This is a genomic window from Candidatus Bathyarchaeia archaeon (assembly GCA_035283685.1).
Lineage (GTDB): Archaea > Thermoproteota > Bathyarchaeia > Bathyarchaeales > Bathyarchaeaceae > DATETJ01.
In genome coordinates, this window is sequence record DATETJ010000009.1 from 142913 (window position 1) to 155563 (window position 12651).

General features: G+C 47.5%; 13 protein-coding genes. 10 read left to right on the forward strand and 3 right to left on the reverse strand.

The window, feature by feature from the left end; genetic code table 11:
• Positions 1-76 precede the first annotated feature (76 nt).
• Both VJ249_07415 and VJ249_07420 read right to left on the reverse strand, forming a co-directional pair.
• Positions 77-3496 (reverse strand): AAA family ATPase, encoded by a 3420-nt coding sequence (locus VJ249_07415; protein HKZ94390.1) that lies wholly within the window; start codon positions 3494-3496, stop codon positions 77-79.
• Between the two features lie 158 nt (positions 3497-3654).
• On the reverse strand, positions 3655-4692 hold the full coding sequence (locus VJ249_07420; GenBank protein HKZ94391.1) for a hypothetical protein: 1038 nt from the start codon (positions 4690-4692) through the stop codon (positions 3655-3657).
• 66 nt (positions 4693-4758) lie between these two features.
• Here VJ249_07420 and VJ249_07425 point away from each other — a divergent pair, with 66 nt between their 5' ends.
• The 6 genes from VJ249_07425 (at position 4759) to VJ249_07450 (ending at position 8532) form a co-directional block, all read left to right on the forward strand.
• On the forward strand, positions 4759-5535 hold the full coding sequence (locus VJ249_07425; GenBank protein ID HKZ94392.1) for a TatD family hydrolase: 777 nt from the start codon (positions 4759-4761) through the stop codon (positions 5533-5535).
• Positions 5536-5744: 209 nt separating this feature from the next.
• A complete protein-coding gene (locus VJ249_07430; GenBank protein HKZ94393.1) occupies positions 5745-6038 on the forward strand; it encodes a 30S ribosomal protein S17e in 294 nt (97 codons plus the stop codon).
• A gap of 52 nt (positions 6039-6090) precedes the next feature.
• Entirely contained in the window at positions 6091-6954 is an 864-nt protein-coding gene (locus VJ249_07435) for a CPBP family intramembrane glutamic endopeptidase (protein ID HKZ94394.1), read from the forward strand.
• A gap of 1 nt (position 6955) precedes the next feature.
• Positions 6956-7333, forward strand: coding sequence for a hypothetical protein (locus VJ249_07440; GenBank protein HKZ94395.1), 378 nt, complete (start codon positions 6956-6958; stop codon positions 7331-7333).
• Positions 7334-7367: 34 nt separating this feature from the next.
• Positions 7368-8237: a ParB N-terminal domain-containing protein gene (locus VJ249_07445; GenBank protein HKZ94396.1), complete on the forward strand. Its 870-nt coding sequence runs from the start codon at positions 7368-7370 to the stop codon at positions 8235-8237.
• 49 nt (positions 8238-8286) lie between these two features.
• Positions 8287-8532, forward strand: a complete 246-nt coding sequence (locus VJ249_07450) for a MoaD/ThiS family protein (protein ID HKZ94397.1) — start codon at positions 8287-8289, stop codon at positions 8530-8532.
• Here VJ249_07450 and VJ249_07455 read toward each other — a convergent pair.
• Positions 8529-8807 carry a hypothetical protein gene (locus VJ249_07455; GenBank protein HKZ94398.1) on the reverse strand — a complete coding sequence of 93 codons (279 nt, stop codon included), beginning with the start codon at positions 8805-8807 and terminating at the stop codon, positions 8529-8531. The genes VJ249_07450 and VJ249_07455 overlap by 4 nt on opposite strands.
• A gap of 207 nt (positions 8808-9014) precedes the next feature.
• Here VJ249_07455 and VJ249_07460 point away from each other — a divergent pair, with 207 nt between their 5' ends.
• From VJ249_07460 to serS, 4 genes are all read left to right on the forward strand, one after another.
• Positions 9015-9455: a 30S ribosomal protein S15 gene (locus VJ249_07460; protein ID HKZ94399.1), complete on the forward strand. Its 441-nt coding sequence runs from the start codon at positions 9015-9017 to the stop codon at positions 9453-9455.
• A 5-nt stretch (positions 9456-9460) separates the two neighbouring features.
• Positions 9461-10921 carry a DHH family phosphoesterase gene (locus VJ249_07465; GenBank protein ID HKZ94400.1) on the forward strand — a complete coding sequence of 487 codons (1461 nt, stop codon included), beginning with the start codon at positions 9461-9463 and terminating at the stop codon, positions 10919-10921.
• Positions 10911-11156 carry a KEOPS complex subunit Pcc1 gene (locus tag VJ249_07470; GenBank protein HKZ94401.1) on the forward strand — a complete coding sequence of 82 codons (246 nt, stop codon included), beginning with the start codon at positions 10911-10913 and terminating at the stop codon, positions 11154-11156. Before VJ249_07465 ends, VJ249_07470 begins: the two co-directional genes overlap by 11 nt.
• A gap of 205 nt (positions 11157-11361) precedes the next feature.
• Positions 11362-12645, forward strand: coding sequence for a serine--tRNA ligase (serS, locus tag VJ249_07475; GenBank protein ID HKZ94402.1), 1284 nt, complete (start codon positions 11362-11364; stop codon positions 12643-12645).
• Positions 12646-12651: the final 6 nt, after the last annotated feature.

Sequence of the window (12651 nt, forward strand, 5' to 3'; positions counted from 1 at the left end):
AGACATAGAAAAACACGGGAATTTACCATTTCGTTGCCGAACAGTATTTCTTTTACAGAAAAAGAAGGAATCTCAGCTATGTCAGAAGATCTGGCGCCTTTTCTTTAACATACCTTCTAACCAACTCTTTCTCGTAATGAATTCTAGCCCTCAAAATATGTCCCCCTCTGCCCCTCTCCCCAAGAAAAGTCTCCAAGTCCACCAGCCCCTTCCTCTGCAACTCAGACAAACCATGACCCAAACGACCACCAGCTCCGTACAAACTCCTCTTAGACACCCCAGCTCCCTTAATGATCTGAGGAAAACTCCTCCAACCAGACTTCTCAACGCTTAATCTCTGCTTCACACAATCCTCGACAAAGGCGTCAACAAGATAGTTGAAAACAACCTGAGACACCTTAGACTCAAACTTAACAACGGGAAGAATCTTAGCCTCTTCAACTGTAATCGTCTTGAAATTTCCCAGTTCATCAACGTAAACCACTTGAGGGGACAAGCTGACGCCGACGATGTCTGCGATCTGAACCCAGATGCTAACCGACTCCACAGAAAGAGGATCCAGTCTTTTACCCCTCATGTTCAACGAAGCACCCTCCAATGCGCAATAAGAAGGCACCCTCAGAACTTTACATCTAGGAGGCACAAGATCGTCTATCCTAACTAACAAGCCGGGTCTTTTGCCAACGTTGACCAAGTCAAGCTTGACCTCAAACTCTTCACTCGGGACAAATTCCTTTGGAACAGAAAAACTAGCCCTTATATTTACAGACTCAAAACCATTCAACCCTGCCGCCCTCCCTGTCAAATCCGGCGTCGATCGATTGATCGCGTCACGTACGGCTCTTGTCTCTTGAGATGTCAATAGAGTGCTCTTGACGACTGGGTCGTTGAGTTGTGACGCTACCGCTTCTATAAGAGCTATTGCCTTGACATAATGCTCGTTGGCTTTTCGTGCGTTCCCGTGTTTCTCCTCCAAGAGACCAAAAAAATAATGGATTTGCCAGAGCTGGGTTGGGCTGCCCATCTGCTGCGCCAAATTCAAAGCCTCCTCTATCAACTTGACTGCTTCCTCTATGTTGCCCATTTTCGCGAGCACTTCAGCCTTTAACCTAAGGCCCTGGGCTACGTACTTCTTTGCGCCAGCCTTCTTAGATATGGCTAGGGAACCTTCGGCAAATTCTAGTGCTTGATGGCAATCGCCTCTTGCCAGTGCAATCACTCCGCGACCGAGGAGTATGCGAGTTTCGATGCGCCACCAGCCCACTCGATGTTGTTGATACTGGGTGATTACTTCTCTGAAGTATTTTTCTGCGTTCTCGTAGTCATTCTTGTACAAATAATCCATTCCTAAGTTTAACAAGGACATAGGCACTGCACCACTTGCCCTGCTTTTTTGGTGTCCTCTAGCATTCTCTATTGCTTCGTTATTGTATTTCAAGGCAAGTTCGACGTTTGATAAGTCATGATAAATCCAACCGAGAGTGTTGAGGATCATGCAAAATAGAGACACATCACCATAATCCCGGGCGAGTTGAAGAGACCTCCGCCCAGTTGAGATGGCTTCATTGTATTCTCCTCTACCCGCAAGAACCATGCTCAAGAACCATAATTTGTACATTGTTAAAGGGATGCTACCGACTTCTTCTGCTAACGCAAGTGCTTTGTTGAGGTTTTCCTCAGCTTGATTGAATTCGCCTTTCCAGTTATAGTAGAATCCGAGCGTCTGGAGATTGCCGGCCTCGGTGATTCTGTCACCAACTTCTTTGCATATCCTAGAAGACTCTTCAAGCCGCACGCGGGCTTCATCTATTGTATCCAGCCCCCACACAAGTGCATAGCCAATCGCTCCTAGACTTCTAGCTTCTAGAGGTTTGTTGCCTGTTCTTCTAGCCGTTTCAAGCGCTGTTGTAAGATGCCGCATAGCTTCTTCCATTTCTCCGAAATATGTCTCATAAGAGCTACCTAACCAATAGTGTGCTTCTGCGATCATTGATTCGTCCTTGACGTTTGTTGCATTTTGCAGCATGGAATTGAAATCGCATCTGGCTTTCGTCTTTTCATCTTGGTTCAGCCAAGCTATGCCTCTGTTTTTGTAGATTTTAGCAAGGTTTTCGCTTGTGCCAAGGCTTGGGGTTTTTTGAGCGGTCTCTAATGCTTCATTTAGATAATCTATCGCTTGTGCATTTGCATGAATATTTGCAGCTTTTTCACCAAGTTTAAGGAGGTATTCAAACGCTTTTTCGGAAACACCCCCTTCGATAGAGTGAAGAACCATGTCTGCCATGTAACCGTCCGTGATTTGTTTAGTGAGGGCTTGTTCAATACAATGCGCAATTTTGAGATGGTAAATCCTCCTAAGTTCGGTGGGCAGACTTCCGTAGATGACTTCTCTAATTTTGTGATGCGTGAACTCAAATTCAGAATCGATTGAATGTATTAATCGATGTTTCTGCTCAAGTTCAACCAGCATTCGCAAAACATCGGCTACATCTACTGTCAATGCTCTACTCAAAATGTCGGGGGTGAAAGAATGGCCACAAACGGCAGCGACGTCCAAAAGCTTCCTTTTTTCGCGATCTAGTCTTACAAATCTTCGAGTGATAACTTCGTGGACCTTGGAAGGTATCCCCATTTTTTCCATTGAACCAGTGAGTGTCCAGCGTTCATCTATCTTTGAAAGGTGACCTTCATCTGCAAGCATGTTGAGTATTTCAATTGCGAACAAGGGGTTGCCTTCGGTTTCTTCAAAAAGCTTTTCCTCGAATTTCTCATTCAACGATGAGCGAAAAATCGACTTTAAAAGCTCCGGGAAATCATTTCGCCTTAAACGGGTCAACTCCATTTCGGTCAGAAGGTCTTCTCGGCTCATTGAGAACATAGTTTCTTCTAGGGGATGAGGTCTCTCTCCCTCAGCATGAGCAAGTTCTTCCAGCCTGTATGTTCCAATGATGAGAAGCCGAGAGTTTCTGCATTCTCTTGACAAGTAGTGAAGCAAAGCTAGGCTTAATGGATCTGCCCAATGCAAATCATCCAAGAACAAAATCAGAGGCTCTTGGGCAGATAGCTGAAGAAGAACTCTTGCGGCTGCTTCAAAGGTTCTATCTCTCTCGATTTGAGGAGTCAAATATGGTTCATGTTTCTTAGGTTCCTGCGCAAATTCCGAATCCTCAAACCATCCAGTGGTTCTCAACTGCTTCGATATAACGGATTTCGTTTTTCCATCGCTTATGGCGGATATGTAACTGTTGAAGGCCTCTCTGAAAGGAAAATAAGGGATGTTTGCCTCGCTTAAGCACCAACCTGCAAAAATCCCTGTTCCCTTCTTCTTCGCAAGAGTCAGAAACTCGTTGGCAAGTCTAGTCTTTCCGACCCCAGCCTCTCCAGAAATAAACACCGTAGTTCCTTTTCCATTCAAAGCAGAATAAAGATGCTGCGTAAGTTGCTCAATTTCATGATCCCTACCGACCAGTGCTGGCTCAGCAGGGAGTCTAGACATGCCATAACCCATTAGAAAAAGCCACGAACTCTCTGAAAAGGTTTGTCCCATGTTTCAAACCATTCAAGAAACCTGAAGACTTGCTTCAATTCTCATTTCGGCTCCAACTTCTCGTCAGGAGTCTGATTCCACGAAAAATGGCGCCCTGGCCGGGATTTTCAAACAGTGGTCCATTTGTCAGGAGTATCTTTGTTTCGTTGTTTTATTTTTAGTCCTAGCCAGATGAGTCCGATTGCGAAGGCTAGGGCTACGAGGCTCATGCCCGCCGTGACGTCCTTTCGGCTCTTGTCAAGCTCCTGCAACGGAGCAAACACAAGGAAAAACGTTAACGCTCCACTGCACAAGGCGAAAACATGCATGTCACTTGCCTTTTCACCCCAGTTGAAACGTTTGAGAAAAATGAACATCAAGAAGATGAGAAGTGGACCATACAGCATTGCAACAGGCCAAGGAACAAGATAAGGCGAAGAATAGAAACCGAGAAAGAAAGCAAAGCCAGCCACAGCAGCCACAATCCAAAGCACAATGGTCTTTGGTAAAGCCTTCTGACCGTGCATTCCCCAATCGGCAGGAAGCCTTCTAGCTAGGTAAACAAATACAAGCATTATGGCTATTCCGAACAGGTATTGAGGCAGCGGCGTCCAATAATTCATCATAGTCGAGAAGAGAAACACCCCGAACACGGTAACCGCAGTCAACACTATGAGAAGTGCACCGAACACCTTTTTCCCAACCCAGCTCTCATCACGACGCTGAGGACAAGCCAAGTCAACCAAGAGAATCGGAATGGTTATGCTGAAGACAGCGTGGTAAATCGTCAACATTTCAGCCCAAACCCAGTTGACGCCTAACCACCGTCCGTATACAGCCATCGGACCCAAATCAACCCAGAACGGGCTGAACCAGCTCGTAACCAGCAACCCCTCTTCAAGCACACCGTAGGCTGCACCCAGCAGTAGAGTTGAGCCAACGCCTTTCTTCCACCGCACCGTCAACTCGCGAATAATCACGGCGCCACTGCCGTACAAACAAACAATCATTAGAAAGCCAAAGGGAGTGAAAAACTCGGCAGGCGGTGCTGAACCCGAAAGAAGTTCACCGATAGCTGGCGACAACAAGAAAAGCGCAAGCGCAGGCGGAAAACGCAGCCTCAACCTCTTGACTCCATGGAACTGCAACGAAAACTGATGTCTCACTCTCCTTGTATAGCCTTTATTAACCAAAAATCCATTTTCATTTTCTAAAAAGGGCGAAGAACAACCATGAAATTCGTCGACGCACACATCCACCTCTCAGATCCAGAATACAACGGAAAAATCCCAGCGATTATCGAAGACGCCAAACAAACAGGCATCGTAGCCCTAGTCTCAAACAGCATGAACTTAGAAACCAGCAAAACCAGCCTCAGACTAGCCCAAGAACACCCAAGCATGGTCAACGCAGCTCTAGGCATTCACCCGCGGAACGCCAACCAACTAGCACCAAACGAACTTGAACAAACCATAAACCTCATTCAACAAAACAAAGAAAAAGTAACCGCAATAGGAGAGATAGGCTTAGACCCCCAATACGCCAAACGAAGAGAGCAGAAGAATGCACAGGCAACAGTCTTCCACGAAATGCTAAAGGCCGCTGAAAGACTAGAGCTTCCCGTCATCGTTCACTCAAGATGGAGCGCCCAGAAAATTCTCGACACACTGCCTTCTTACACAATAAAAGGTGTCCTGTGGCACTGGTTCAGCGGTCCAGTCGAGCTCTTGCCAAAAATCGTTGAACGCGGAGACTATGTCTCCGAAGGACCACCAGCCGCATTTTCGGAAAGAATACAAGAAATTGTTCGAACTGTCCCATTGGAACGTCTTCTAACGGAAACTGATGGACCAGTTCGGTACTATGGTCCCTTTGAGCACAAGCCAACCACGCCGGCGTTCATTCCAGAAGTCATAAGGGCAATGGCGCGCGTCAAGGAAGTGGAAGAGAGAAAGGTCATCGAGCAGATTCTGAGCAACTTCACAGATCTATTCAATATAGCCCTCTGAATAGCTTTGAATTGCGGGTGCCAATGTTGCAAAGCCACAAACCAGCAATGAAAAGCAAAGGGATAGTCGAAATGTCACAGAAATCCGTTGCGCAAAACTTCAGATCAAGGAAAACTACAGAGTCTTGTCGATCAACGAACCACTCTTAGAAAAGGCTGTCAAGTTGTTTGGTGAAAGCTAAACGCTTATGACTAAGTAAGCCATAAAAGGTGCCAAGAACACAACAGTTCGCCAACACAATGAGGTTGAGCCGGTATTTGGGTAAGGTTCGTCCAGAGAAAGTCAAGAAAGTCGCTAGGGAACTGGTGAAACGTTTCCCAGGCCAATTCACGACAGACTTCGAGAGCAATAAGAAAGTGCTCGCATCAAAAGCGACCATTTACTCGACTAAACTCAGAAACCTGATAGCCGGCTATGTAACAAGACTTCTCGTAATCGCAAAGGCAGCGGAAGCCGGCGAATCAGAAGAAGAAACTGAAGGCTCTGAGGAAGAAACAGACTAACTTCCTATCATGGTTCATTCTTGGAAACGCCCCTGGATGTTGAAGACTTCTCATGCAAAAGCTAGGTTATAGGAGTCTATCCAGAGCCCAATATTCATTGACGGGCTTAGTGATATTCACCATAGGATTCCTCATAACTTTCAGCGCTCGCCTCTACCTATCCTCGACCCAAACGCCACAAACAGAGGCTGTTGGAGCTATCGACGCGATTGTTGAAGTTGCACTCAAGCTCAGTCTTGTTTTGATTCCTATTCTTTTCATCAAGCTAATTCACCGGGAACCTCTGAACCGATTTGGCATTGCAGCGGGCAAAACGCCTTTCAAGCATTTGGCGATTGGGGCTTCCACAGCCCTGCTGTGGCTTTTCCTCAACTACCTAGCTTTGCTATCTATTTTCGGCTTCGACGTCATCACAATCAGAGGCTGGACATACGTGCAGTCACCTGCTTGGCTTTTCCAGTTCTTCCACCTCCTGACACTGAACAGCATAGGCGAGGAAATCGAAAGCAGGGCGTATCTGCAATCTGTGTTTTCGCGAGCAACAAGCATAAGAGGAGGCATAGCAGTTTCCGCAGTTTTGTTTGGTGTCGGCCACGTTCCCATAAATCTCTACATCTATCACTCCAGCGCAATGACAACTGTGTTCAATGTTACAGGCGCCGCAATCTTCGGCGTGGTAGCTGGCTACCTTTACGCAATCACGGGCAACATTCTGGCGTCCATATCTCTTCACAGCGTGTGGAACGTAATGCAAGTATCTCTTCCATTGCAGATCGACATTCCGACAAGCACGTCTTTCATCATGTATGTCTTTACTGGCGCAGCAAGCCTCATAATACTGTTTATAATACTCGCATTACTTATTCTGCTGCACAGACGTAAACCACATTGGCTCGTGAAAAGCGAGGCAACTTAAGATGCCATTGATCAACAACTATCAAAAAGGCTGGGCGCTACGATACCTGCGCGAAGCCAAAGCTGAGTTGTCCGCAGCTCAGAAAACACCTTACATGGCGCCTGGATTGATTCTGGAAGCCATACGGAAGGCTCAGGCGGCTATCTACTACAGTCTGGGTGATCCACCGTCGATAGAAGCCATTGTAAGAGAGGCTGTCTTCAAGAAACAGCTTGTAAAAGAACCTGTCCTGCACACCTTGGTTGAGATTGAGAGAACAGTGCAGGAGGTAGCCCAGATACCTGAGTCTGAAATGGAGAAAGCAATGAAGCATGCAGATGATATCGTCAAGGTCGCCTCGGACATTGTACAGCTGCTCACTGGCGAAAAATCAGATTAACAAGACTATCATGCTATATTTGGTGACGGCTATTTTGCCCACGCCAGTTGCCTACATTGTCGCTGACAGAAGACTAGACCTGAGTATCGCAATACTCGATATAAGCATGCTCCATCTGCACGAGGAAACTATTCCGGAACTGATGAACTACCTAGCGCGCGCCATCAATGCTGACGCATACATCAAACATCCGATCATCGTGGACCAAAAGTCGCTGGTGGTCCTAGATGGAGTTCATCGAGTCGCGGCATTGGGCAAAATCGGAGTCAGGCGGGTCCCGGCGTGTCTTGTCGACTACGGCAACTCAGCGATTCAAGTGCTGAGCTGGTACAGAACCATAACAAACTCCTCAAATGCCGACAAAATCCTCGGGCAAATTAAGAAAACAGACTGCACCTTAGAAAGTACCGAAGAAAAACCTGAACATTTGATCGGTGTTTCTCCCACGGTTGCCGCGCTTCTGTTTCGAAGCCAAACCTTTCTTGTTAACCATCCTTTCAGACACCTGCAAGAAGCCTACGACGTAATTGGACGCATTGAAGAACGGCTAACGGGTGCCGGGTTCAAGGTAAGGTACGAAGCTCAGCAGGATGCACTTGAGAACCTAAGGCGAAAATTAGCTTCCGCGGTGCTCTGCACTCCTACGATTAGCAAGGAGGAAATCATCAAATCAGCCCTGTCTAAGCGCATTTTCGCGTGGAAAGCCACAAGGCACGTCATTCCAGCCCGACCCTTGAGCGTGAATGCGCCTCTTATCCTCTTGAGAGACAGAAATAAATCCTTATCCCAAGTTAACGACGGTCTGAGACACCTACTGAAGGAAAGGAAACTACGACGGTTGCCTGCGGGAAGCGTTGTCGACGGTAGAAGATACGAAGAAGAACTGTATGTCTTCGAGGAATGAAATCGTGACAGTGAATATTAAGATCAGACCGCTAGGAGTGTTTCGACAATTGATTGAAAAGGACCAGATAGCAATGAAGCTTAGCAAAGCAACCATCAGAGACGTTGTTCAGGCCCTAGCTGAGTCAATGTCGCTTGAGGCTAGAAGACTACTAATCGACCCCGAGCTAAACGACCCACGCCCAAACACACTCATCCTTGTAAATGGGCGAGAGATCAGTGCCCTCAATGGCTTGGAGACAGAAGTCAGCGACGGTGACGAAGTGACATTTATTCCAGTTGCACACGGCGGCTAACGTTCGATCTGCGGTCCACGTTCTACTGGGATGGCGGATGTGGTTGCCACGTTGCCAGTTTCCATGGGTTCCGACGCGAGTGCTCTCGCCGCTTTCAGTTCAGGCAGTGTGTTCAAATCGTACGTCTTCTTAGAATGCCCACATACTTGGCACTCGTAGACCAACGTCAAGGCGGATAGGGGATTATTGGAAAAATCTACCAACAAGTGAGCCGTCTGCTTCTGACAGCTTATGCACAGCAAGATCACTGTGGGGTTGTATTGTGGGTGAACCATCCTCTATCAACATCTAGCCGTAGGCTTCGTCGCCCTTTAAATGGTTATGAACCAAGCGTAATGATTCAGGCTTCAGATTTGGTTGACCAAAGAAAATCGGATGTTCACGGCGTAACATTCACGAGAAGCTGGTAATCTCCATGCTTGTTGGGGAAGTCTTAAATATATCGATGGAATCGCTGTCTTAGAGTTCACGGTGGAAATGATATGCCAAAAACCGAACGAGGCAAAGCCCAGTCCACTCGACCAGTTGGGAAGCGACCGCCAGCTTGGGCTAAATACACGCCCGAAGAGGTCGAGTCTCTCGTTATCAAACTGGCTAGAGATGGACAAAGCTCCAGCAAGATAGGCATAGTCTTGCGCGATCAGTACGGCATACCTCTGACCAAACCAATTGCTGGGAAATCCGTTACGGATATAATGAAACAGTCGGGGTTGGTTCCATCCATTCCTGAGGACATGGAGGTCTTGTTAAAGAAGGTTTCCCGACTATCGGTTCATCTGGAGAGAAACAAGAAAGACAAGTACAATGTGCGGGCGCGACAGAACATAGAGGCGAAGATTCACAAGCTCGCCAGATACTACAAACGTGAAGGTCTCTTGCCAGCCGACTGGAAATATGAGGCGAAAACCGCCAGTTTGGTTTAGGTGCATTGGCTCTGGAAAAAAACGGTCAATTTGAGTCTTTTTTTAGTGCGGCGGCTCAAGCAGCAGACGTCGCGAAAAAATGTATCAACGATGGCGGCTTTATCCACGTCGTTTCTCACTTAGATGCAGATGGACTGGCAGCAGCGGGCATAATCGGAGCAGCGCTGGCAAGATTTGACGCCACATTTCGCATAAGGATTGAACGGTGGCTGGACGAAAAAGTCATTGAACGCATCGCTACCGACAAACATACGCTCATAGTTTTCTGCGATTTCGGCAGCGGCGACCTCGACTTCTTAAATACCAAACTGAAAGACAGACAAACTGTAATCCTCGACCATCATCAGCCAGTGAGCAGCGCAGACCCTGCTTTCGCTCACGTGAATCCCCATTTGCATGGAATCGATGGTTCGCGAGACCTGAGTTCAGCAGGAATCACGTATTTCGTAGCAAAAGCTCTAGACCCTCGAAACACGGATTTGTCGGGCACAGCCATTGTAGGCGCCCTTGGCGATATGCAAGATAAGTATGAACAGCGCAAGTTGGGCGGACCAAACGCGCTTATTGTGGAAGACGCCCAAAAAGTTGGCTGCCTCAGAACTGAGACTGACCTGATGTTTTTCGGCAGAGAAACCCGTCCAATTCACAGGGCTTTGGCTTGTACCACAACGCCTTTCATCGCTGGTCTGAGCGGCGAAGAAGACAAGAGTCTAGCTTTCCTGGCTAATCTCGGCATCGCGCCGAAGAAAGGCGAGAAATGGCGGGCTTTACGAGATTTGTCTGAAGATGAAAAGAAAAAACTCTTCAACGCATTAGCGGATTATATGGTGTCGCGCGGTCTGCCCGGGGACGCGGCGCTTAGCCTTCGGGGAAGTGTCTACACACTGGTTCATGAAGAGCCTTGGACTCCGTTACGCGATGCCAGAGAGTTTTCAGTCCTGTTGAACGCGACGGGGCGTATGGACAGGCCGAGTTTGGGCATCGCTATTTGCATGGGAGATCGCGGGGCTGCGTTAGAAGAAGCAAACGCCGTGCTTGAGGATTACAGACGAACCATCACGAAGTATTTGAACTGGCTTATGGAGCCCAATATGGACCGCATTGAAGAGCTGGGCAGCATTTACGTGGTGCGCGGCGAAGGTGTAATTGACGATAAAATCATAGGCACAATATCCTCCATCCTGTCTACCAATCTAGCCAAGCCTGAAAAACCCATCATTGCCTACGCGACCGTTCCCAAAGAGAATCTGGCAAAGATATCAGCTCGAGCTATAGACACGATTGTCGCTAAGGGACTAAACCTCGGTGAAATCCTAAGAGTTGCAGCTGAAAAAAGTGCGGGCAAAGGCGGAGGACATAACATTGCAGCTGGAGCGCAAGTGCCCATCAATGAATTGGATTCGTTCATCAAATCGGTCAATGCACTCGTCAAAGATCAGTTGGAAGCTTCAAAACTTGGAAGCTGAAATCTCGCTTTCGTACAAGACCAGCAGAGAAGCTGAAGCAGTCGCTAGGGCTGTGTCTCCTGACAACGCAAGGGTTCCCAAGGACTTGAGCATCAGAACCACAAGACAAGGAACAAGAGTCCTTACGATTCTAAAATGCAGAGCAACCATGCTAACCTTCATTTCCACAATGGATGATTTATTGAGCGCCGTTTCTGTGGCTGAAAGATCTGTTTCAGCTGTAAAGAAGCGGTGAGCTAGTCTCCTGATCGAAGCATGCAGAAATAGTCACCGAATGCAAGGAAAGACCAACTGAAAACGGGCGCAATTTACTTCAACGCGTGCCGTCTCTTCCCTCATTGTCAACAACCTCATTATCGAAAGCTTAACTATAAAGCTGAAAATAAGTAGTGAACATTCGCAGATTGTCGAGTCCCAGATAAGGTCGGTGATTCATAGAGATGTTGGACATTAAGCTGATACGTGAAAATCCGGAAATGGTGCGAAAGAACTTAGAGAAGCGAGGCGACCCTGACTTGCAGAAACAGTTGAACGACCTGATTCGGTCCGACGCGGAATGGAGGCAACTCCTGACCCAAGTCAACGAACTAAGACACAAGAGAAGAATAGTAACAGAAGAGGTTGCCAAGCTCAAGAAAGAGGGAGAGGACGCTGCCCAAAAGCTGAGAGAAGCCAAAAGCATACCAGAACAAATCGAAAAACTTGAGAAAGAAGTTGAGAATCGCAGGGAAAAAGTCAACAACCTGCTTTATCGTTTGCCCAACCTGTTGCACGACTCCGTTCCATTTGGCAAAAACGAAGGGGCTAACGAAATAGTGCGTCTCGTAGGCAAGCCGCTCGAGTTCGATTTTCCACCAAAGAATCATATGGAAATCGCGCAGAATCTCGACTTGGTTGACGCTGAAAGAGCGGCAAAGATCGCTGGGCACGGGTTCTACTACCTCAAAGGAGCGCTTGCGCTCTTGGACTTGGCAATACTGCGGTACGCCGTGGATTTCTTGGTAAAACGAGGATACCAGCTTGTTGAACCGCCTTCCATGCTCCGTAAGAGAGCATACCTGGGCGCCACTGACCTTGAATTCTTTGAAGAACAGCTTTACAAGATTGAAGGCGAAGAGCTGTACATGATAGCCACAGCTGAACACCCGTTAGCCGCGTATTTCATGGACGACGTAATCGAACAGAGCGCCTTGCCCGTAAAACTCGTTGGATTCAGCACCAATTTCCGAAAGGAGGTGGGAGCTCACGGCAAGTACACCAAAGGCTTATTCCGCATGCATCAGTTCAATAAAGTTGAGCAGTTTATCTTTTGTCTGCCACAAGACTCCTGGATACTCCATGAGGAACTCCAGAAGAACGCCGAAGACTTGTACGCGGGTTTAGGGCTTCATTTCAGAACGACAAATGTTTGCACTGGCGACATTGGAAACTTGGCGGCCAAGAAATACGACATAGAGGTGTGGATGGCTGATGGCGTTTACCGGGAAATAGGCTCCAACTCCAACTGCACTGATTACCAAGCCAGGCGACTCAATATCCGATACCGAGAGAAAAAGGGGATGGCACCAGCAGGCTTTGTGCACACGCTAAACAACACAGCCTTAGCAACGAGTCGAACGATGATGGCAATATTGGAGCAATACCAGCAAAAAGACGACTCAGTTGTCATACCCAAGGCATTGAGACCGTACATGAATGAAACCGAGAAGATAACGAAGGCATAAACGAAT